Source organism: Pseudomonas fluorescens (assembly GCF_000802965.1).
Lineage (GTDB): Bacteria > Pseudomonadota > Gammaproteobacteria > Pseudomonadales > Pseudomonadaceae > Aquipseudomonas > Aquipseudomonas fluorescens_A.
Window position 1 is genome coordinate 159,273 of sequence record NZ_JSAK01000029.1, and the last position, 20,665, is coordinate 179,937.

Genomic DNA, 20,665 nt, shown 5'->3' on the forward strand with positions numbered 1-20,665 from the left:
AGGGTTTGCGTTAACGTCGGGTGATCACCACCTCCAGATATTCACTCGGCACTACAAGCGACTTTTCGCCCGCCCGGTTCGACCGGTTGATCAGTTCCGTCAGGTCGGCTTCCAGGGCTTGCGCGCCGTCCGGTGGCAAGGCCGCGAAGGCCTTGTGGACCGGGCCGTACCAGGTACGGAACGTGTCGATGAAGTGCGCCGCCGAGCGATAACGGAAGTTGAAGGTCCGGCGCGTCACCTGGACGAGGAAGTTGCGCTCGTCGAAGTGCGTGTGAAGCCAGGCTTCAGTGCCCCACTGCGACGGCGGTTGCGCGCCGGGCGGTGGCGGCAAGTGCCGACCGAGGGTCTTGAACATCTGGCCGACGAAGCCTTCCGGCGTCCAGTTCGCCAGGCCGATGCGGCCTCCAGGCCGACAGACCCGCGCCAATTCCGATGCGGCTTTGGGCTGGTCAGGCGCAAACATCACGCCGAAGGTCGACAGCACGACATCGAAGCTCGCGTCTTCAAAGGGCAGCGCTTCGGCGTCGGCCACCTGGAACGTGACGCTCAGGCGTTCCGCCTTGGCCCGATCCTCGCCGCGTTCGAGCAGTGAGGCGACATAGTCGGTGGAGCGCACGATACAGCCACGGCGGGCGGCGGCCAGTGTGGCGTTGCCGTTGCCGGCAGCCACATCGAGCACCAGTTCATCGCACAGCAGGTCGCAGGCTTCGGCCAGTTGTTCGCCGACAATCTGCAAAGTGGTACCAATCACGGCGTAGTCGCCGCTGGCCCAAGCGGCCATCTGGCGATTTTTCAGGGCAGTCAGATCAATGGGTGTACTCATGGGGACAATCTCTGGGTTGGAACACGGATCAAACGCTGGCGGCGACTTACTCCGCCGTGGTCGGATCGATGATGTTCATGACCTGGGAAATGTGATTGGCCGGGAAACCGCTCTGCCTGGCGTGTTCCCTGATCTGCTCTTCGCTTGGCGAGATGTACACGCAGTACAGTTTGTCTCCGGTGACATAACTTTGAAGCCATTGCACCTCAGGCAACTCGCGCAAGGCCCGGCAGGACTTTTGCGATGCTGCTTTCAAATCCCTTTCTGACAGTGTTCCAGCACCTGGTATTTCCCGTTCTATGACGAACTTAGGCATGGCAACCTCTCATTCTTGTTATGGATGACAGGGCCGGCAGACCCTGTGAGCCCACTATCGCGCCCGGCAAGGTTGGCGTCCTGCCCGATCGTCGGCCAACACTGCCCGATCGTCCGGAGCTTTCACGCTTTGCGGCGACAGGCTCACAATCAACCCTTGAGCCACCATCCCCGCACGGGAAAACGCCCATGGACGCCTTGTCACAGACCCTGCGCGTCGTCCGCCTGGTCGGTGCGATTTTTATCAACGCCCGGTTCACCGCGCCCTGGTGCTACCAGTCGCCGAGTGCGGACACGGCAGCGCCATTCCTGGAGCCCAACGCCGAACGCGTAGTGATTTTCCACTTGATCACCGAGGGCGAGTGTTACGTCGAACTGGGGGACGATCCGCCGCTGCGGCTGAACGCTGGCGACGTGGTGATTTTCCCGCAAGGTGATGCTCATCGCATGAGCTCGCAGCCAGGTTTGCCGCCGGCCAAGGGTGCGCGGCTGGACGAGGTCCTGGCGCGACGGCCGCGGCAGTTGAGCTATGGCGGTGGCGGCGCGGTGACGCGTCTGGTCTGCGGTTATCTGGCGTGCGATACGCGTTTGGCGGGGATGTTGCTGACCGGATTGCCGGCGGTGGTGCGGGTCAATGTGCGCGGCTCGAATGCCGGAATCTGGCTTGAATCGTCGGTGCGTTATGCCTTGGCCGAAGCGCGCTCGCCAAGGCCGGGTGGCGAAGGCGTATTGGCGAAACTGGCCGAGGTGTTGTTCATCGAAGTGCTGCGTTTGTACATGCACGAACAGGGCAAGGGTCGCACCGGTTGGCTGGCGGGGGTGAGCGACCGAATCGTCGGCGCCGCGCTCAATGCGCTGCACAAAAAACCCTGTCACACCTGGACTTTGGATGAGCTGGCGCGTACCGCCGGTACCTCAAGATCGGTCCTGGCGGAACGCTTTCAGCAACTGGTGGGGATTTCGCCGATGCAGTACCTGACGCAATGGCGCATGCTGCTTGCGGCCAATCTGTTGCGCAGCAGTAACAGTTCCTTGCTGCGCATTGCCGAAGAGGTGGGTTACCAGACCGACACGGCGTTCAGCCGGGCCTTTCGGCGTGAGTACGGAGCACCGCCAGCGGCGTGGCGGCGCAGTCAGGAGAAACGCACAATGGCCCACGGTGAGGTGAGCCATTGATACCTCAAAAGATCGCAGCCTTCGGCAGCTCCTACACCGCCGGAGCAGCCGCTTTGGCCTCCTCCAACAACTGCTGAATCACCTTCTCCTGAGTTTCATAGCTGCCTTCCCCAAAGTGCGTGTAACGCACCTGCCCTTTCGCATCGATGATGTAGTGCGCCGGCCAGTACTGGTTGTCGAAGTTGCGCCAGATCGCGTAGTTGTTATCGATCGCTACCGGGTAGGTGATGCCGTATTCCTTCACCTTGTCCTTGACGTTATCGATGATGCGTTCAAACCCGTATTCAGGGGTATGCACACCGATCACTACCAGACCATCCTTCTCGTACTTCTTCGCCCAATCCTTGACGTACGGCAGGGTGTGCTTGCAGTTGATGCAGTCGAAGGTCCAGAAATCCACCAGCACCACTTTGCCCTTGAGCGATTCGTTGGTCAGCGCAGGTGAGTTGATCCATTCCACCGCGCCGGTCAGCGAAGGCATGGCGCCCTGGGCGTTGTCCATGGACTCGGCCTTGACCTTGCTGACGAAGTAATCGACGACTTTCGGCACGGTTTCCAGCAGGCCTTTCTCGACGCTGCTGACACCTTCCGACGAGGTGTTGGCCAGCAGCACATCGTTGGCGCCGGTGGAAATCACCGCCGCGCCCGCCAACACCGCCATACCGGCACCCCGACGCAACCAGCCAGTGACCGGAATCGACGGTTTCAAGCGATTGACCAGGCCACGACCGGCGAAGATCAAGGTGCCGAGGGACAACGCGCTACCCAGGCCGTAGGCCACCAGCAACAGACTGGTCCCGGCATTCGCGCCTTGCAGCATGGCGCTGGTGAGGATCACCCCGAGGATCGGCCCGGCGCAGGGTGCCCAGAGCAGGCCGGTGGCGACGCCGATCATGATCGAACTCAGCGGGCCGGACATTTTGCGGCTGTTGGGGTCGATGCGATTGCCCAACGCCACGAACGGCCGCGCCAACCAGTCGCCAACCCGTGCGGAAATCAGCGACAGGGCGAACAGCACCATCACGATCAGCGCCACGTGGCGGCCGGTGTTGCTGGCTTCGATCACCCACTCACTGCTGACCACCGCCAGGCTGGAGATCAGGGCGAACGTCAGGACCATGCCACCTAAGGTCAGCATGATCGACGAGCGCGTGCGGTCGGCTCCGGCGAACAGGAACGGCACGACCGGGAGGATGCAGGGGCTGAGGACGGTCAATATGCCGCCCAGGAAAGCGATGAGTAACATGGGGATCACCTATTACAATTTTGAGGGCGACACATTCCCTGTAGGAGCGAGCCTGCTCGCGATGGCGGTGTGTCAGTCACATCATTTCTGAATGAAGGACCGCCATCGCGAGCAGGCTCACTCCTACAGGGGATCGGTGGTGTTTGCAGAGCAGAGTCAGGCCGTCTGACCATCCAGCAATTTTCCCTGGGTCGTACGGCTGGAACCGTTTTCGGCGACGAAGTCGCTACCCCCCTTCTCCGCCACCGGCGTCAGTTGAAAGCAGGTGCTGCTGCCGCAGGCGTTTTGTTCTACCGCGGCGTTGGCATGGGCTGCGGCGCCGGCAAAGGAGAAAGCAGCAGCGGTCAAAAAGCGGGTGACGTTGTTCATGATGTTCTTCCTGGATGCGTTGGGTTGCGCTAAAGGTGATTGCTGGACTCAGTTGTCCGAGTTGCAGTTATCAGCCAGTTTGCGGTAGTCCAGGACCTGGGTTTTGCTCTGGGAATCGAGGTAGGTCAGTTGGGCATCCACCACACCGCAGGAAGGCGAAGCGTCCTGTTTCAGCGACACCACTTTCTGGATGTCCAGGTGGGTCCCGTAGGTGTAGGGTTTAGCGCTGACATCGGATTCGGCACGGGCCGACAAGGTGCAGATGTTCAGTGCGGCAAACAGGCAAGCGGCGTAGATGGCTTTGGTGTTCATGGCGTTTTCCTCAAGGTTTCGATAGGTTCAATCGTTTTTGGGTAGAGGCGGTTTGGCTTGCCTCGATGGAACCTATTTAAAGCCTGCGAGGTATCCCGCATGTGTCGGAAACAGGCTCGGATAAATCGGTAAGTATCTGAGCCCTGCCGGGATACAGAGGGATACAAAACCCCCGATAATTGGCGTTTTTGCGTCTGTGTGTATCCACCGACAAGCCAGATACACTGCAATACAAACCCCTGCGGGTGAGCCGGAAAAGGCTGGGTAGACTGTGCGACATCCCCCACTGATAGAGGCAAGGCCCCATGGAACACGTCGATCACATTCTCATCGTTGACGATGACCGCGAGATCCGCGAGCTGGTGGGCAACTACCTGAAGAAGAACGGCCTGCGCACCACGGTCGTGGCGGATGGGCGGCAGATGCGCACCTTCCTCGAATCCACGCCGGTGGATCTGATCGTGCTGGACATCATGATGCCGGGCGACGATGGGCTAATGCTCTGCCGCGAACTGCGTTCCGGCAAACACAAAGCCACCCCGGTGTTGATGCTCACCGCCCGCAACGATGAAACCGACCGCATCATCGGCCTGGAAATGGGCGCCGACGATTACCTGGTCAAGCCCTTCGCCGCCCGTGAATTGCTGGCGCGGATCAACGCGGTGCTGCGCCGTACGCGGATGTTGCCGCCCAACCTGGTGGTCACCGAGAGCAGCCGCTTGCTGGCGTTCGGTCGCTGGCAGCTGGACACCTCGGCCCGGCACCTGCTGGATGACGACGGCACCATGGTCGCCCTCAGCGGTGCGGAATATCGCTTGCTGCGGGTGTTCCTCGATCACCCGCAACGGGTGCTCAACCGCGACCAGCTGCTCAACCTGACCCAGGGCCGCGACGCCGATCTGTTCGATCGCTCCATCGACTTGCTGGTGAGCCGCTTGCGCCAGCGTTTGCTGGACGATGCCCGCGAACCCGCCTACATCAAGACCGTGCGCAGCGAGGGCTATGTGTTTTCCCTGCCGGTGGAGATCGTCGGGGCGCCAGCATGAACCTCGCGATGCGTTGGCCTCGCACCCTGGCTTCACGACTGTCGCTGATTTTTTTGATCGGCCTGATCCTCGCCCAGGCACTGTCTTTCGGTGCGCAGTACTACGAGCGTTACGAAAGCGCGAAAAACACCATGCTCGGCAATCTGGAAACCGACGTCTCGACCTCCATTGCCATCCTCGACCGCTTGCCGGCCAATGAACGGGTGAGCTGGCTGCAACAGTTGCAGCGCAAGAACTACGGCTATCTGTTGAGTGAAGGCGCCAACGGCAATCCGATGAACACGGACACGCCTGAAGCGCCCATCGCAATGACCTCGATCAAGGACGCCATCGGCAAGGATTACCCGATGACCTTCACCGACATCCCGGGGCCGAGGAAGCACTTTCAGGTGCACCTGAAGCTCACGGATGGCAGCCCGCTGACCATCGACGTGCGACCCTCGATGGTGCCGTTATCACCCTGGTTGCCAATGATGTTGCTGGGGCAACTGGCGTTGATGCTCGCCTGCACCTGGCTGGCGGTGCGCATCGCCATCCGTCCTCTGACCCGCCTCGCCGAAGCCGTCGATACCCTCGACCCCAACACGCACCCGGTGCTGCTGGACGAAAAAGGTCCGACCGAAGTCGCCCACGCCGCCAAGGCGTTCAACGCCATGCAGGCGCGCATCGCCGCGTACCTGAAGGAACGCATGCAATTGCTGGCGGCGATCTCCCACGATCTGCAAACACCGATTACCCGGATGAAACTGCGCGCCGAGTTCATGGATGATTGCGTGGAGAAAGACAAACTCTGGAACGACCTTGGCGAGATGGAGCATCTGGTGCGCGAAGGCGTGGCTTATGCGCGCAGCGTCCACGGTGCCACCGAAGAAAGTCGCCGCACCGACCTGGACTCATTCCTCGACAGCCTGGTGTTCGATTATCAGGACGTGGGCAAGGAAGTTCAGTTGAGCGGCAAAAGCGCCACCGTCATCGACACCCGCCCGCACGCCTTGCGCCGGGTGCTGGTGAACCTGACGGACAACGCCCTGAAATTCGCCGGTGCCGCCGAGTTGCTGGTCGAGAAGAAAGCCGATGGCAGCGTCTCGGTGAAAGTCATGGACCGTGGCCCAGGCATTGCCGAAGAGGAATTGGCCCAGGTCATGGAGCCGTTCTACCGCGTGGAAAACTCGCGCAACCGCAGCACGGGCGGCACCGGTTTGGGCCTGGCAATCGCGCAGCAACTGGCGTTGGCGATCGGGGGATCGTTGACGTTGAGTAATCGCGAGGGTGGTGGCTTGTGTGCCGAACTCAAATTGCGCGGCTAATACCTGTAGGGGCACGCTGGCCCCTACAGATCAGCGGGTCGATTTAGATGACAAACCGCGACACCAGCGCATTCAAATCCACCGCCAGGCGCGACAACTCATGGGTGGCGGTGCTGGTCTGGTTGGCGCCCGCGGCGGACTGCGTGGCCAGATCGCGAATGTTCACCAGGTTGCGGTCGACTTCGCGAGACACCTGCGCCTGTTCCTCCGAGGCACTGGCGATCACCAGGTTGCGCTCGTTGATCAGATGGATCGACTGGGTGATTTGCTCCAGCGCCACACCGGCGGCGCGGGCCAGTTCCAGGGTGCTTTGGGTGCGTTGATTGCTTTGCTGCATCGACGCCACCGCTTCTCCGGTGCCGTTCTGGATGCCCGCGACCATCTTCTCGATTTCCTGGGTCGATTGCGCCGTGCGATGGGCCAGCGCCCGAACCTCGTCCGCCACCACGGCAAACCCACGACCGGCCTCACCGGCACGGGCTGCTTCGATAGCCGCGTTCAGCGCCAGCAGGTTGGTTTGTTCGGCGATGGCGCGGATCACGTCCAGCACTTTGCCGATGTCACGTCCCTGGGCCGCCAGACCTTCAATCATCAACGAGGTGTTGTGCACGTCGTGGGTCATGGTCTGGATCGCGTCGACGGTTTCCACCACCCGGTCACGGCCCTCGCGGGCGGCTTGGGTGGACTGGTTCGAAGCTTCGGAGGTCGATACTGCATTGCGCGCCACTTCTTCCACAGCAGCGGTCATTTCGTTGACGGCAGTCGCGGCCTGTTCGATTTCGTTGTTCTGTTGTTGCAGGCCACGGGACGCGTCTTGAGTCACCGCGCTGAGTTCTTCGGCGGCAGTGCCCAGTTGTGTGGCGGAGCCGGCGATCTGTTCGATGGTTTTGCGCAGGCTGGCCTGCATCGTGGCCAGGGCGCCGAGCAACCGCGCCGGTTCGTCTTTGCCATCGACGTCGATGACTTTACTCAGATTGCCTTCGGCAATGGTCTGGGCTGCCAGTACGGCGCGGTTCAACGGCGTAACGATGCTGCGAGTCAACAGCCAGGCCAGCAGCACGGTGAGCAACGCGGCGATCACGGCGACCGCGACGATACCGGTAATTGCACTGTCGTAGTTGGCACCCGCGACCGCCGAAGCGTCCTTGGCATCGGCCGTATTGAGGGCCACCAGTTTGTTCAGTTGCTCGCCCATCTGATCCGTGCCGTCCTTGATCCGCGTGTTGATCAGCAAGCGCATTTCATCAAGCTTGTTCTGCCGCGACAGCTCCATCATCTGGGTCTGGGCTTGCATGTAACTGTCCAGCGTGGCGGTGAACGTCTTGTACAGCTGCGCCTCTTCGGCACCGGCCGGCAGCGCGGCGTAGCTGGCTTGCGCACTGCGCAGCTTGTCGACCAGCACGCCAATGCGTGTCTGGGCTTCCTGCAATGCCGCCGGCTCACGGTTGACCAGCACCCGGAACGAAAGGATGCGCATACGCAGGACGTTTTCGGTCATATTGCCGAGAAAACCGACGCTGGGCAGTTGCGTCGACTCCATGTCGATGGAGGCCTCGCGGATGACGGTCATGCGGTTTACGGCGAACACACCGAGCACGATGACCAGCAAGGCGATGAAGGAAAAACCCAGAAAAGCGCGAGGTGCGATATTCAGATTGCGCAGTGACATAGGATGACTCTCGGGTGATTGTGGCGGCGAGCATCCTTGCATGATCACTGAAATGGCGGGCATTGGCGCTCACCCTTTCAGACTGGCGCCACTGTGGAAATGGATTCGAGTGCGCCTGATGGTTGTATCGGCCAGGCTTGAGTTTTATTGCGGGGAGTCAGCAAATATTTTTCAAGGGTTTACGGCTGCTTCAAGAGCGAAACACCTGGCACGGGAGTACACATTTTCATGCGGCACCGATGCCCCAGGGATTGTGGCCGGTCAGATGATTGCACCCAGCACGCTTTGTTCATGCAGTTGCCGCAATAACGCCAAGCCGTTATCGAAGAATGCCTGCGACCCGGTCATCCCCGCCTCCAGCGCCAACCCCTGCAACTGCGCTCGCCCGTTCAGCCCGGGAAATTCCTCGATACGCTGCAACAACCGAAACGCCAATGGGCTCAATCCAGAAAACTTCACACTGAAATCAACGTCCCGACGCACCAACAGCAACGTTGGCTGATCCGGCGCCGTGTCTGGCTGGTAGTCCGGACCAACCAACTGCACCGGCCATACATACGCCAACGGCCAGGCCAGGGGCGAAACGTGCAACGGTCGTTCAAGCAACAAATCGGCATCGCCGGGCGGCAACGGCTCGGCCTCGGATTGTTGCAAGGCCATTTCCACCCACTCGTAGTGCGCCAGTTCGACCATGAACGGCGGCCACGGCCCATCGTTCAACGCCTGCGGTTCAGAGGCGAGAAATTCGACAAACTCCTCGGCGATCTCGCCGAATTTCGGCGTGTGGGCGCGGTAGTCGCGCAGAAAAAGTCGCACCAGTGTCCGCCACTGTTGGTCGCCGAGGATTTTCACCAGCACCGGAAAAGTACCGCTGATCAGCGACGACAGGTTGGCGAACACCAGGTCGCGATAAACCTGAGCCCGCGCCGGGTCCATTTCCGGCGGTGGCGCGCAGTGGTCAGGGTCGCGCAGGTACAGGCCCATGCTGTTTTGTTGTTCATGCAGCGAGCGCTTAGCCACGGTTCACCTCCTTGGATTGCAAGCGGCGAATGGTCTGCAATTCACCGACCAGTTCGGAAAACGCCGGAAAGTTGAAGTCCCGTTCCAGCAGGGTCGGTTGCGCACCGAACCGGGCATAGGCTTCGGCCAGCAACGCCCACACCGCCGGTTTGACCGACGCGCCGTGGGTATCGATTTTCAAGGTGTCGGATTCATCGAAATGCCCGGCAATGTGCATGGCCACCACGCGGTTCGAATCGATGCCAGCGAGAAAGGTCTGCGGATCGAAACCGTGGTTGATCGAGTTGACATAGACGTTGTTGACGTCCAGCAACAGATCGCAATCAGCTTCGCGCAGCACGGCGTTGGTGAACGTCACCTCGTCCATGTCCTGCTGCGGCGCGGCGTAGTAGGAGACGTTTTCCACCGCCAGGCGCCGACCGAGAATGTCCTGGGCCTGACGAATGCGCGCGGCGACGTGATGCACCGCTTCTTCGGTAAAGGGCAGCGGCAACAGGTCATAGAGATGACCGTCATCGCTGCAATAACTCAGGTGCTCGCTGTACAGCGGCACGTTGTAGTGATCGAGGAACACCCGCACTTCTTGCAAAAACCCGACGTCCAGCGGCGAAGGCCCGCCCAGGGACAGCGACAGGCCGTGACAGGACAACGGATAGCGCTCGGCCAGGGCCCGCAGTGCCGCGCCATGGGCGCCGCCGATGCCGATCCAGTTCTCCGGCGCGACTTCGAGAAAATCGAAGTGACCGGCGGGAGCCGCCAGGAGGTCCTTCATTAAACCGCGACGCAAGCCGAGCCCGGCGCTGGCCTTGGCGGAAGTGATGGGGGTTTGCATGATGTCGGTCTCAAGGGTTGTCAGTACGGATTCACAGTTAATCGAAGCGCTGTATCGGGTCTGTGTTCCGCACCGACCGAAAACGGCAGGGCTTGTATCGCCGGTGGGCCTGTACACATTCGAATACAAACCCGCCGGACAGGGTTACGCCAGGTCGTACTTCTCGCGCACCAGATGGCCGATGCCGATGCGATCCAGCACGTCCATCGGGCACAGGAACGTCACGCGCACGGTGCCCGGCAGGCGACTGATGTCGATGGAACCGGTGATGGTGGCGCGGTTGAGCACTTCGTCGTACGGCAGGCCGGTGACGGAAGCGGCGCGTTGCAGGCCGTTTTCTACCGCCAGATTGAGATTTTCACCGCTGCCGATGAAGGTGATCGGGCCGCTCTGCTCGATCTCATGCTGGCCCCAACGTGCGCCCAGTTCGCGGACCTTGGCCCGTTGCTCGGCATTCATTGGTCGCGCCATCGGCGGCAAATCATCAAGGTTTTGCAGGAGGATCGGCCCGTCCAGCGTGAGGTTTTTCACCACCTCGACCACCACTTCGGTTTCTCCTGAGCAATCGGTCGCGTGCCCGGCGATTTCACCGTTGCCTTGCTGGGCGTGCATATCACCCATGTACACCCCGGCTCCTGGCACTTTCACCGGGCAGATCAGTACGCAACCTTCGCGGATCGAGTTGGTGTCCATGTGGCCGTCGGTCTTGGCCGCGTGCAGTTCTTCGCGGCTCATGCCGAAACGGTGCGGGGCGTTGATCAGGTACTGGCCGAAGTCGGCGCAGTTGTGCGAGTCCGGTATATCGCGGGACGGCATGGTGCCGATGTTGCCGAGGAACGGCCGCATGTGCGCGGCGACGCCGGGAATGTCGGCGCGGGCCAGGGACAGGATCGAGTGCTGCGCGGCGAATTCCGGCAGTGCCGACATTTCCGAGGCGTTTCCGGCGAGTTGATTGGCGATGTCCTGATTGACCGTCAGGCTGACCTGGTTCTGCGCATCGAACACGATCACGTAGCCATGGCTGAAGCGAAACGCGCTGACTTCGGCGCCACAGTTGTTACAGCGAATCGAATCTTCGCCGATGCCTTCGACGTGGCTGGCCGGATGCTCAGTGCCGCACTTGGAGCAGAATTTGGAAACGAACGGGTCACCGTTGTAGCGCCCTTCAACAAACTTCATTACGCCGGAGGATGTGGCCAGCGAGGTCACCCGCATGCTTTTGATCTTGATCGCCACCGCATCGCCGATTTCCGCACCGACGATGGCCACCGGTTGCGTCACTTCATGGCCGCCTTCGAAGGCTGGCGTGATCATCGGCCCCCAGCAGCCCGGCGGCGTCCCGGTGATCAGAGTGCCGCCGTCAGCCAGTGGTCCAAGCATCGGCTGGCTTGGGCCGATGATGCCGTTGGTGTAGTGATCGACCCGCAGGCGATCCACCGGCGTGGCATTGAGATTGGGTTGAGGCGCAAGCGTTGTCATTGTTATCCCCTACGGTGTCTGGAGCGATTGGTCTTCACAGTTCAGCGCAGGTTTGTATCTGGTCTGTGTTCGGGGGTGGCCGTGAATTGAGGGGGACTGTATCGAGAGGCGGGTTAGATACAGTGGGATACATGCGCAGGTCCTGCTTACCAAAAACCTGTGGGAGCTGGCTTGCCAGCGATAGCGGTATGTCAGACAACAAATGTGCTGGATCTGCCGGCCTCATCGCGGGCAAGTCCGCTCCCACAGGGTTCCGTGTCGAACCCGGAAAATCCAGTCACAGGGCACCTTCGTCGCCTGGAAACGCGGCATTCGGCCAGCGAACTAAACTTAATCCACACAGGACATCCCTATGTCCTGCCCATTCCCACGACCACCGCCCAGCGGCGTATGCCCAGGCAAACAAAGCCTCTGGACCGTGATCCTTTCTGAAGGAGCACACGTGATGGACGAGGCCAGACTCAACGATTTCATGGGCAAACTGGTGAATGACATGGGCGGCGCGGCGATGCTCGCCAACGTCATCCTCGGCGAAGAGCTCGGGCTGTACCGGGCCATGGCCGACAGTCAACCCGTCAGCCCCGAAACGCTCGCCGACAAAACCGGCTGCAACCCCCGCCTGGTGCGCGAATGGCTCAGCGCCCACGCCGCTTCCGGCTACATGGAACACACCGACGGCCAATTCCGCCTGCCCGAAGAACAAGCCCTGGCCCTGGCCATCGAAGATTCTCCGGTCTACATCGCCGGGGGCGTCGGGGTGGTCGCGTCGTTTTTCCACGACAAAGACAAACTGGTCAAAGCCATGCGCGGCGACGGCGCCCTGCCATGGGGCGATCACCATCCGTGCATGTTCAGCGGCACAGAGCGTTTCTTCCGGCCCGGCTACAAGGCGCACTTGATCGCCGAATGGCTGCCGGCCCTCGACGGCGTGGTGGCGAAACTGGAGGCCGGGGCCAAAGTGGCGGACATTGGCTGCGGGCACGGTGCTTCGACGGTGATCATGGCCCAGGCGTTTCCGGACTCGCGCTTCGTCGGCTTCGACTACCACGCCCCGTCCGTCACCGTCGCCACCCAACGCGCCGAAGAAGGCGGCGTGGGCGGCCGCGCCCGGTTCTTTCAGGGCACGGCCAAAAGTTATCCCGGCAACGACTATGACCTGGTCTGCTACTTCGACTGCCTGCACGACATGGGCGATCCGGTGGGCGCAGCCAAACATGCCTATGAGTCGTTGAAACCGGACGGCACGGTGCTGCTGGTGGAACCGTTCGCCAATGACTCCCTCGACGACAACATCACCCCGGTGGGACGGCTGTTCTACGCAGCTTCAACGTTCATCTGCACGCCCAATTCGCTGTCCCAGGAGGTCGGCCTCGGTCTCGGCGCCCAGGCGGGCGAGGCGCGGTTGCGTAAAGTGTTTACCGAGGCGGGTTTCTCGAGTTTCCGCCGGGCCACGGAAACGCCGTTCAACCTGATACTCGAAGCACGCAAATAATCACCCGTAGGAGCTGCCGAAGGCTGCGATCTTTTGATTTTGATTTTAAAAAACAAGATCAAAAGATCGCAGCCTTCGGCAGCTCCTACAGGGGGCGTGCGTAACAGTGCTACGCTGCTTGCACCCGAGATTCTGCGGAGTGTTGAACATGCTCGACAGCCTTATCCACGATCAGCTCGACCGGCTTCAAAAACTCATGGCCGACGAGCCGTTCGTGGTCCTGACCGGTGCCGGGATCAGCACCCCGTCGGGCATTCCGGACTATCGCGACAATCAGGGCGTACGGCGTGGCCGGCAGCCGATGATGTACCAGGAATTTCTCTCCGCTCCCGAGTCCCGGCGGCGCTATTGGGCGCGGGCCATGCTCGGTTGGCCGCGGGTGCGACAGGCGCAGCCGAATGTGGCCCACGACACCCTCGCCCGTTTGCAAAGCACCCGGCAGATCAGCGGCTTGATCACCCAGAACGTCGACACCTTGCACGACCAGGCCGGTAGCCATGACGTGATCGAACTGCACGGCAGCCTGCACCGGGTGCTGTGCCTGGATTGCGGCCGGCGCAGTGAGCGCGATTCGATCCAGCGACTGATGGAAACCCAGAATCCATATCTGGCAGGCGTAGACGCGGTGCAAGCTCCGGACGGCGACACCCTGCTCGACCCGGCCTTCGAAGCGCGCTTCCAGGTGCCGCACTGCCCGCACTGCGCTGGCGAGCGGATGAAGCCGGACGTGGTGTTCTTTGGCGAGAACGTCGCCCAGGAAACCGCCGCCAAGGCGATGGCGGCGGTAGAAAAGGCGGCGGGATTGCTGGTGGTGGGCTCGTCGCTTATGGCGTACTCGGCGTTTCGCCTGTGCCGGGCGGTGGTGGATCAGGGCAAGCCGTTGCTGGCGATCAACTTGGGCAAGACCCGGGCAGATGACATTCTGGATATGAAGATCGAGATGTCCTGCGAACAGCTTTTGCCCCTGTTGGCCCAACGCCTCTCCTCCTGATTAACCCACCACCCTGTAGGAGCCGGCTTGCTGGCGATAGGGCATTGACCCTTGCGCCATCTGGGCGGACGCCATCGCCAGCAAGCCGGCTCCTACAGGATTGGGGTCGTCCGCAAGGTTGTAGCGGGCTCCAAACGTGGACCGAGGTTTTCTTCCTTGAGAATATCGAACAGTGCCTGCGCCGCCGCCGACAGTTCCCCCCCAGGATTGGTCAGCACACCAATCGCCCGCTCCACCACCGGGTCGCGCAAGGTAATGCAGCGTGCGCCCAATTCACGCATCTGCCCGGCGCACAACGCGGGAACGGCGCTAACCCCCAGTCCGCTGGCGACCATCCGCCCGACCGTCGCCAGTTGGTGGCTTTCAAATTCCACCGGCAATTTCATGCCCCGCGCCTGCAAGTGTTCTTCCAGCATGACCCGAAGCGTCGATGGTCGCTGCAAGGTGATGAACGGTTCTTTGAGCAGCGTCTGCCAGTCGATGTCATCCAGCACAGCCAGTGGCGAGTCATGGGGCACCACCGCGACAAAGCGGTCGATGTACAACGGTGTGAATTGCAGCGACGAACTCTGGGTCGGCTCAAACGCCACCCCCAGTTCCACCTGGCGGTCACGGACCATTTCCAGCACTTGCTCGTTGATCACGTCGTTGACCGTGACGTTGACTTTCGGATACCGGGCGCGGAACGTCTTGAGGATTGGCGGCAGCAGATTGCCGGCAAACGACGGCATGGCCGCGAGGGTCACGCGCCCGCGCTGGAGGGTGAAGCGTTGGCGCAGTTCATCCTCGGCGTTGTCCCAGTCGGCGATCAGTCGGCGCGCCAGTGGCACCAGGGATTCGCCCTCAGCGGTCAGCGCTACATTGCGTGTGTTGCGGGTAAACAGCCGCCCACCCAATCCTTCCTCCAGCGCCTTGATGGTCAGGCTCAAGGCCGATTGCGACAGGTGCAGGCGCTCGCAGGCCACGGCAAAGCTCAGGCTCTGGGCCACGGCCAGGAAGGCGCGGATCTGCTTGACGGTCATAGGTCGCTTTGCTCCAGTTGTAAGCAGCAAATTTCAAGCTGCGAGATAAAATCAACAGCCTAGGGCCCCGTAGGAGACGGCTTGCTGGCGATTGCAATTTGGCAGGCGACAACAATGTATGGCGTTATCCGACGCCATCGCCAGCAAGCCGGCTCCTACAGGTTTGCGCGAACCAGGCATTTAATGAGCTTTATCAATCAATCGAGCCAAAAAAACAACTTAACAAATCAATCTTGCGGCGCGACACTCAACCCCATTCGGCTAGCCAGCCGCCCACAAAGAATAAAAGAGGTGCATATGGCAGGTTTCGACAAGCGCGTGAGTTCCTATGAGGAAGCTCTGGCAGGTCTTGAAGACGGCATGACCGTGATCGCTGGCGGCTTCGGCCTGTGCGGCATCCCGGAAAACCTGATCAACGAGATCAAGCGCAAGGGCACACGCGACCTCACCGTGGTTTCCAACAACTGCGGCGTCGACGGTTTCGGCCTCGGCGTTCTGCTGACCGACCGCCAGATCAGCAAAGTCGTCGCCTCCTACGTCGGCGAAAACAAGCTGTTCGAAGAGCAACTGCTCAAGGGCGAAATCGAAGTCACCCTGACCCCGCAAGGCACCCTCGCCGAAAAAATGCGCGCAGGCGGCGCCGGCATTCCGGCGTTTTTCACCGCCACCGGCGTGGGCACTCCGGTTGCCGACGGCAAGGAAGTGCGTGAATTCCATGGCCGCAAATACCTGATGGAAGAATCCATCACCGGCGACTTCGCTATCGTCAAAGGCTGGAAAGCCGACCATTTCGGTAACGTGATCTATCGCCACACCGCCCAGAACTTCAACCCGCTGGCCGCCACCGCCGGCAAGATCACCGTGGTCGAAGTCGAAGAAATCGTCGAACCGGGCGAGCTGGACCCGGCGCAGATCCACACCCCTGGCATCTACGTCGACCGGATCATCTGCGGCACGTTCGAGAAGCGCATCGAACAGCGCACCGTGCGTAAGTGATCCCCTGCCCCCGGACCGAATGAAGGAATAACAACAATGGCACTTTCCCGCGAACAAATGGCTCAACGCGTCGCCCGCGAAATGCAGGACGGCTTCTACGTGAACCTGGGCATCGGTATTCCGACCCTGGTCGCCAACTACATTCCCGAAGGCATGGAAGTCATGCTGCAGTCGGAAAACGGCTTGCTCGGCATGGGTCCGTTTCCTACTGAAGAAACCATCGATGCCGACATGATCAACGCCGGCAAGCAAACCGTGACCGCACGCACCGGCGCGTCGATCTTTTCCTCGGCCGAGTCCTTCGCGATGATCCGCGGTGGCCATGTCGACCTGACCGTGCTGGGCGCCTTTGAAGTCGACGTGCAAGGCAACATCGCCTCGTGGATGATCCCGGGCAAACTGGTCAAGGGCATGGGCGGCGCGATGGACCTGGTGGCCGGCGCTGACAACATCATCGTGATCATGACCCATGCGTCCAAGGACGGTGAGTCCAAGCTGCTGTCCCAATGCAGCCTGCCGCTGACCGGCGCCGGCTGCATCAAGCGCGTGCTGACCGACCTGGCTTACCTGGAAATCGAAAATGGCGCATTTGTCCTCAAGGAACGCGCTCCAGGCGTCAGCGTCGAGGAAATCGTCGCCAAAACCGCTGGTAAACTGATCGTGCCGGACCACGTTCCGGAAATGCAGTTTGCTGACCAGTGAGGAATCATTCCATGCAAGAAGTCGTCATTGTTGCCGCCACACGTACCGCCATCGGCAGTTTCCAGGGTTCCTTGGCGAACGTCTCCGCCGTTGACCTGGGCGCGGCGGTGATCCGTCAGTTGCTGGCGCAAACCGGCCTGGATCCTGCTGAAGTCGATGAAGTGATCATGGGCCAGGTATTGACCGCCGGCGCCGGGCAAAACCCTGCGCGCCAGGCGTCGATCAAGGCTGGCCTGCCGTTCGCCGTGCCGGCCATGACCCTGAACAAGGTCTGTGGCTCGGGCCTCAAGGCTCTGCATCTGGGTGCCCAGGCGATCCGTTGCGGCGATGCCGACGTGATCATTGCCGGTGGCCAGGAAAACATGAGCCTGTCCAACTACGTCATGCCAGGCGCGCGCACCGGCCTGCGCATGGGTAACGCGCAAATCGTCGACACCATGATCAGCGACGGCCTGTGGGATGCGTTCAACGATTACCACATGGGCATCACCGCCGAAAACCTGGTCGAGAAGTACAACCTGACCCGTGAGCAACAGGACGCGTTCGCCGCCGCCTCGCAGCAGAAAGCCGTGGCTGCCATCGAAGGTGGACGCTTTGTTGATGAGATCACGCCGATCCTGATCCCGCAGCGCAAGGGCGATCCGCTGTCCTTCGCCACCGACGAGCAACCACGGGCCGGCACCACCGCCGAATCCCTGGGCAAGCTCAAACCTGCGTTCAAGAAGGACGGCTCGGTGACGGCCGGTAACGCTTCATCGTTGAACGACGGTGCCGCCGCCGTGATCCTGATGAGCGCCGAAAAAGCCAAGGCCCTGGGCCTGCCGGTACTGGCAAAAATCGCCGCTTACGCCAACGCTGGCGTGGACCCGGCGATCATGGGCATCGGCCCGGTATCGGCCACCCGCCGCTGCCTGGACAAGGCCGGTTGGTCCATCGATCAACTGGACCTGATTGAAGCCAACGAAGCCTTCGCCGCACAATCGCTGGCCGTGGCCAAGGACCTGGAGTGGGACTTGAACAAGGTCAACGTCAACGGCGGCGCCATCGCCCTCGGCCACCCGATCGGTGCCTCGGGTTGCCGCGTACTGGTGACCCTGCTGCATGAAATGATCAAGCGTGACGCCAAGAAAGGCCTCGCCACCCTGTGCATCGGTGGTGGTCAAGGCGTGGCACTGGCGCTCGAACGAGCTTAAAGCGTTCAACAGGCTGCGCGGGGACCCACGAAGAACCGTTGCAGTCTGGTAACACCCCCGGTTCTGTAGCGAGATGGCATCTCTGTAGGAGCCGGCTTGCTGGCGATAGCGGCGTATCAGTCGACTTCATTGTTGACAGGTGGGCCGCGATCGCCAGCAAGCCGGCTCCTACAGGGTTGTCCCTCTCGCAACAAACCGGGTTCTTTTTGGCCAGAACAGTCACCTCAAAAACTGCAGAATCAACCAGCTGTTGGCCCCGCTGATCACCACAAACAACCCCCAAGCCAACACCCGTGTCGGGAGCCGATTCACCAACGGCCCCATCAGCTTCTGATCGTTGGTCATGCGAATCAGCGGATACAACGCAAACGGCAGCTGCAAACTCAACACCACCTGACTCAACACCAGCAGCTTGCCAATCGCATCGTCGCCCATCAGCCACACGCCGATGAACGCCGGGATCAGTGCCAGCCCGCGGGTAATCAAACGCCGTTGCCAGCACGGCAGGCGCAAGTTGAGGAAGCCCTCCATGATCACCTGACCCGCGATGGTGCCGGTGAACGTCGAACTCTGCCCCGACGCGAGCAGCGCGACGCCAAACAGCACACTGGCGAGCGCCCCGCCCACCAGTGGATCGAGCAGGTGATAGGCGTCCTGGATGTCGACCACGTCGGTGTGTCCGCTCTGATGAAACGCCGCGGCGGCGAGGATCAGAATCGCCGCGTTGACCAGCAGCGCGAGGGCCAGGGAGCCGATGGTGTCGATACGCGCGAGTTTGACAGCGTCCTGCTTGCTGGCCAGGTCTTTGCCGATCAGCCGGGTCTGCACGATCGAGGTGTGCAGGTACAAGTTATGCGGCATCACCGTGGCGCCGAGAATGCCAATGGCCAGGTACAACGGCGCGGCATCGGCGAGCGCAGACAGTGACGGTTTGAAGCCTTGGGCAACGTCCGGCCAGTACGGTTTGATCAATAGCAGTTCGACGAAGAAACACACGCCAATGGTGCCTACCAGCACCAGCATGATCGCTTCCAGTCGGCGGAAGCCCCGGTTCTGCAGGGCCAGCACCAACAATGTGTCGAACGCCGTGAGGGCGATGCCGAAGGTCAGTGAACAACCCAGCAGCAAATGGAACGCCAGGGCACAGCCGAGGACTTCGGCGAGGTCGGTGGCGATGATCGAGATTTCCGCCAGCACCCACTGCGTGCGCGCGGTCCACGTGCTGTAGCGCTCGCGGCATAACTGCGCCAGATCACGCCCGGTGGCGATGCCCAGGCGCGAACACAAACACTGCACCACCATGCCCGCCAGACTGGCCAGCAGCACCACGAACAACAGGCTGTAGCCAAACCGCGAGCCCGCTTCGATAGCGGTTGCCCAGTTGCCCGGGTCCATGTAGCCGATGGACACCAGCAGGCCAGGACCGGCAAAGCGCAGGACACGCTTTAAAAAAGATGCGCCGGGATCGACGGCAACACTGCCCGCCACTTCGGGTGGACAAAACGGCGCGGTGCCGACTTTGGGCAAACTGAATTTCACTCGATGGTCCATCAACAGGTGGGAAGCGCCCAGCTTAGACGTTCCGCTGCCCACACAAAACCTCTACGGGTTACGTCCGTTCCGTTTAAATGAAGTTCCCCGTAGGAGCTGCCGCAGGCTGCGATCTTTTGATCTAGTTTTTGAGCGAACCTGAGACCGCTGAAGATCAAGATCAAAAGATCGCAGCCTTCGGCAGCTCCTACAGGGAATTGGGTTTGTATACAAATTTTCGGTATCTATAGAGCAATCGATGCTAACGTTGCCGCCAGAAACGGACTGGAGATGTGCGCGTGCTGATGCTCAAACTGCTGGTGATTCCAGGATTTTTGCTGCTGATTTCCTTGGCCGGTAAGCGTTGGGGGCCGAGCGTGGCAGGTTGGTTGTCGGGGTTGCCCGTGGTGGTCGGGCCGATTCTGTTCTTCCTCGCCATCGAACAAGGAGAACTGTTCGCGGCTCAATCGGCCATGGCCGCGCTGTCGGCGATGTTCGCCATGATTGCCTTTTGCGTGACCTACGCGCAGGTTGCCCAACGCGCCGGATGGCCACTGGCGCTGACGGTTTCGCTGTCGGTGTGGTCCGTGGCTGCGGTGGTGCTGTCACTGGTCCCGCCGTCACTGTTGTTCTCGGTGATCGCCGCCGCGACGGCGCTGCTGGCCGCGCCCTATCTGTTCCCGTCGGTGCAGCCGATTGTTTCCGGCCCGGCGCCCAAGTCGGACAAGTTGCTGCTGCGCATGATTGCCGGCGCCCTGCTGACGCTCGCGGTCACCTTGCTCGCCAGCACCGTCGGTGATCGCTGGAGCGGCCTGCTCGCAGTGTTCCCGGTGCTCGGCAGCGTGATGGCAGTGTTCTCCCAGCAAACCCGAGGCCCGGCGTTTACCGCCGCGCTGCTGCGGGCGACGGCCACTGGCATGTACTCGTTCTCGGCGTTTTGCCTGGTCCTGACGCTGGCGTTGCCGAGCCTGGGGATGAACGCGTTTGCCCTCGGTGTTGCCGTGTCCGTGGCGATGCTGGGCGTGACCAAACGCTTGCTGGCGCGGCCGGTAAAAACTCCCGCAAAACCTTCGATGATTTCGCACGAGTAGAGCAACAAATTCGTGCGTCATTCGAACAGGTTTCGCCCACCATCAGCCTCAGTT

Annotated in this window: 20 protein-coding genes; 9 read left to right on the forward strand and 11 right to left on the reverse strand. The window is 61.2% G+C overall.

Annotated elements, in window-relative coordinates; genetic code table 11:
- Positions 1-10: 10 nt before the first annotated feature.
- Entirely contained in the window at positions 11-823 is an 813-nt protein-coding gene (locus NL64_RS22875; protein WP_034150321.1) for a class I SAM-dependent methyltransferase, read from the reverse strand.
- Positions 824-869: 46 nt separating this feature from the next.
- Positions 870-1,139, reverse strand: coding sequence for a DUF4242 domain-containing protein (locus NL64_RS22880; RefSeq protein WP_034150322.1), 270 nt, complete (start codon positions 1,137-1,139; stop codon positions 870-872).
- A 188-nt stretch (positions 1,140-1,327) separates the two neighbouring features.
- On the opposite strand from NL64_RS22880, the gene NL64_RS22885 reads away from it, so the two are divergent.
- Positions 1,328-2,314, forward strand: a complete 987-nt coding sequence (locus NL64_RS22885; protein WP_034150323.1) for an AraC family transcriptional regulator — start codon at positions 1,328-1,330, stop codon at positions 2,312-2,314.
- Between the two features lie 31 nt (positions 2,315-2,345).
- On the opposite strand, the gene NL64_RS22890 is transcribed toward NL64_RS22885, so the two are convergent.
- From NL64_RS22890 to NL64_RS22900, 3 genes are all read right to left on the reverse strand, one after another.
- Positions 2,346-3,560, reverse strand: a complete 1,215-nt coding sequence (locus tag NL64_RS22890) for a cytochrome c biogenesis protein DipZ (protein ID WP_034150324.1) — start codon at positions 3,558-3,560, stop codon at positions 2,346-2,348.
- Positions 3,561-3,716: 156 nt separating this feature from the next.
- Positions 3,717-3,929, reverse strand: coding sequence for a hypothetical protein (locus tag NL64_RS22895; protein ID WP_034150325.1), 213 nt, complete (start codon positions 3,927-3,929; stop codon positions 3,717-3,719).
- A gap of 48 nt (positions 3,930-3,977) precedes the next feature.
- The gene (locus NL64_RS22900) at positions 3,978-4,241 is read right to left on the reverse strand and encodes a DUF2790 domain-containing protein (protein ID WP_034150326.1); all 264 of its coding nucleotides are present in this window, start codon (positions 4,239-4,241) and stop codon (positions 3,978-3,980) included.
- A gap of 305 nt (positions 4,242-4,546) precedes the next feature.
- On the opposite strand from NL64_RS22900, the gene NL64_RS22905 reads away from it, so the two are divergent.
- Entirely contained in the window at positions 4,547-5,287 is a 741-nt protein-coding gene (locus NL64_RS22905) for a response regulator (protein ID WP_034150327.1), read from the forward strand.
- The gene (locus tag NL64_RS22910) at positions 5,284-6,594 is read left to right on the forward strand and encodes an ATP-binding protein (RefSeq protein ID WP_034150328.1); all 1,311 of its coding nucleotides are present in this window, start codon (positions 5,284-5,286) and stop codon (positions 6,592-6,594) included. Before NL64_RS22905 ends, NL64_RS22910 begins: the two co-directional genes overlap by 4 nt.
- Before the next feature lie 43 nt (positions 6,595-6,637).
- Here NL64_RS22910 and NL64_RS22915 read toward each other — a convergent pair whose 3' ends face one another.
- From NL64_RS22915 to NL64_RS22930, 4 genes are all read right to left on the reverse strand, one after another.
- On the reverse strand, positions 6,638-8,263 hold the full coding sequence (locus NL64_RS22915; RefSeq protein WP_034150329.1) for a methyl-accepting chemotaxis protein: 1,626 nt from the start codon (positions 8,261-8,263) through the stop codon (positions 6,638-6,640).
- A gap of 261 nt (positions 8,264-8,524) precedes the next feature.
- Positions 8,525-9,283 (reverse strand): HvfC family RiPP maturation protein, encoded by a 759-nt coding sequence (locus NL64_RS22920; protein WP_034150330.1) that lies wholly within the window; start codon positions 9,281-9,283, stop codon positions 8,525-8,527.
- Complete coding sequence (locus NL64_RS22925) at positions 9,276-10,115, reverse strand: HvfB family MNIO-type RiPP peptide maturase (RefSeq protein ID WP_034150331.1); 840 nt, start codon at positions 10,113-10,115, stop codon at positions 9,276-9,278. The genes NL64_RS22920 and NL64_RS22925 overlap by 8 nt, the downstream gene beginning before the upstream one ends.
- Positions 10,116-10,259: 144 nt before the next feature.
- Positions 10,260-11,594: an acetamidase/formamidase family protein gene (locus NL64_RS22930; protein WP_034150332.1), complete on the reverse strand. Its 1,335-nt coding sequence runs from the start codon at positions 11,592-11,594 to the stop codon at positions 10,260-10,262.
- 445 nt (positions 11,595-12,039) lie between these two features.
- On the opposite strand from NL64_RS22930, the gene NL64_RS22935 reads away from it, so the two are divergent.
- Together NL64_RS22935 and NL64_RS22940 are read left to right on the forward strand one after the other, a co-directional pair.
- Positions 12,040-13,086: a class I SAM-dependent methyltransferase gene (locus NL64_RS22935; RefSeq protein ID WP_034150333.1), complete on the forward strand. Its 1,047-nt coding sequence runs from the start codon at positions 12,040-12,042 to the stop codon at positions 13,084-13,086.
- Positions 13,087-13,234: 148 nt separating this feature from the next.
- Positions 13,235-14,077 (forward strand): NAD-dependent protein deacetylase, encoded by an 843-nt coding sequence (locus NL64_RS22940; RefSeq protein WP_034150334.1) that lies wholly within the window; start codon positions 13,235-13,237, stop codon positions 14,075-14,077.
- A gap of 92 nt (positions 14,078-14,169) precedes the next feature.
- On the opposite strand, the gene NL64_RS22945 is transcribed toward NL64_RS22940, so the two are convergent.
- Positions 14,170-15,099 (reverse strand): LysR family transcriptional regulator, encoded by a 930-nt coding sequence (locus NL64_RS22945; protein WP_034150335.1) that lies wholly within the window; start codon positions 15,097-15,099, stop codon positions 14,170-14,172.
- Between the two features lie 297 nt (positions 15,100-15,396).
- Between NL64_RS22945 and NL64_RS22950 the strand changes: the two genes are divergently transcribed.
- The 3 genes from NL64_RS22950 to NL64_RS22960 are packed head-to-tail and all read left to right on the forward strand — an operon-like array spanning position 15,397 to position 17,990.
- On the forward strand, positions 15,397-16,095 hold the full coding sequence (locus tag NL64_RS22950; RefSeq protein ID WP_034150336.1) for a CoA transferase subunit A: 699 nt from the start codon (positions 15,397-15,399) through the stop codon (positions 16,093-16,095).
- A 36-nt stretch (positions 16,096-16,131) separates the two neighbouring features.
- Positions 16,132-16,797, forward strand: coding sequence for a CoA transferase subunit B (locus NL64_RS22955; RefSeq protein ID WP_034150337.1), 666 nt, complete (start codon positions 16,132-16,134; stop codon positions 16,795-16,797).
- 11 nt (positions 16,798-16,808) lie between these two features.
- Positions 16,809-17,990 carry an acetyl-CoA C-acetyltransferase gene (locus NL64_RS22960; RefSeq protein ID WP_034150338.1) on the forward strand — a complete coding sequence of 394 codons (1,182 nt, stop codon included), beginning with the start codon at positions 16,809-16,811 and terminating at the stop codon, positions 17,988-17,990.
- 219 nt (positions 17,991-18,209) lie between these two features.
- On the opposite strand, the gene NL64_RS22965 is transcribed toward NL64_RS22960, so the two are convergent.
- Positions 18,210-19,529 (reverse strand): Nramp family divalent metal transporter, encoded by a 1,320-nt coding sequence (locus tag NL64_RS22965; protein WP_034150339.1) that lies wholly within the window; start codon positions 19,527-19,529, stop codon positions 18,210-18,212.
- Positions 19,530-19,819: 290 nt separating this feature from the next.
- On the opposite strand from NL64_RS22965, the gene NL64_RS22970 reads away from it, so the two are divergent.
- Positions 19,820-20,611 (forward strand): hypothetical protein, encoded by a 792-nt coding sequence (locus NL64_RS22970; RefSeq protein ID WP_034150340.1) that lies wholly within the window; start codon positions 19,820-19,822, stop codon positions 20,609-20,611.
- The last annotated feature ends 54 nt before the right edge of the window (positions 20,612-20,665 follow it).

Coding starts and splice junctions, on each gene's coding strand:
- NL64_RS22875 (WP_034150321.1), bottom strand. CDS start 823: ATGAGTACACCCATTGATCTGACTGCCCTGAAAAATCGCCAGATGGCC.
- NL64_RS22880 (WP_034150322.1), bottom strand. CDS start 1,139: ATGCCTAAGTTCGTCATAGAACGGGAAATACCAGGTGCTGGAACACTG.
- NL64_RS22885 (WP_034150323.1), top strand. CDS start 1,328: ATGGACGCCTTGTCACAGACCCTGCGCGTCGTCCGCCTGGTCGGTGCG.
- NL64_RS22890 (WP_034150324.1), bottom strand. CDS start 3,560: ATGTTACTCATCGCTTTCCTGGGCGGCATATTGACCGTCCTCAGCCCC.
- NL64_RS22895 (WP_034150325.1), bottom strand. CDS start 3,929: ATGAACAACGTCACCCGCTTTTTGACCGCTGCTGCTTTCTCCTTTGCC.
- NL64_RS22900 (WP_034150326.1), bottom strand. CDS start 4,241: ATGAACACCAAAGCCATCTACGCCGCTTGCCTGTTTGCCGCACTGAAC.
- NL64_RS22905 (WP_034150327.1), top strand. CDS start 4,547: ATGGAACACGTCGATCACATTCTCATCGTTGACGATGACCGCGAGATC.
- NL64_RS22910 (WP_034150328.1), top strand. CDS start 5,284: ATGAACCTCGCGATGCGTTGGCCTCGCACCCTGGCTTCACGACTGTCG.
- NL64_RS22915 (WP_034150329.1), bottom strand. CDS start 8,263: ATGTCACTGCGCAATCTGAATATCGCACCTCGCGCTTTTCTGGGTTTT.
- NL64_RS22925 (WP_034150331.1), bottom strand. CDS start 10,115: ATGCAAACCCCCATCACTTCCGCCAAGGCCAGCGCCGGGCTCGGCTTG.
- NL64_RS22930 (WP_034150332.1), bottom strand. CDS start 11,594: ATGACAACGCTTGCGCCTCAACCCAATCTCAATGCCACGCCGGTGGAT.
- NL64_RS22935 (WP_034150333.1), top strand. CDS start 12,040: ATGGACGAGGCCAGACTCAACGATTTCATGGGCAAACTGGTGAATGAC.
- NL64_RS22940 (WP_034150334.1), top strand. CDS start 13,235: ATGCTCGACAGCCTTATCCACGATCAGCTCGACCGGCTTCAAAAACTC.
- NL64_RS22945 (WP_034150335.1), bottom strand. CDS start 15,099: ATGACCGTCAAGCAGATCCGCGCCTTCCTGGCCGTGGCCCAGAGCCTG.
- NL64_RS22950 (WP_034150336.1), top strand. CDS start 15,397: ATGGCAGGTTTCGACAAGCGCGTGAGTTCCTATGAGGAAGCTCTGGCA.
- NL64_RS22955 (WP_034150337.1), top strand. CDS start 16,132: ATGGCACTTTCCCGCGAACAAATGGCTCAACGCGTCGCCCGCGAAATG.
- NL64_RS22960 (WP_034150338.1), top strand. CDS start 16,809: ATGCAAGAAGTCGTCATTGTTGCCGCCACACGTACCGCCATCGGCAGT.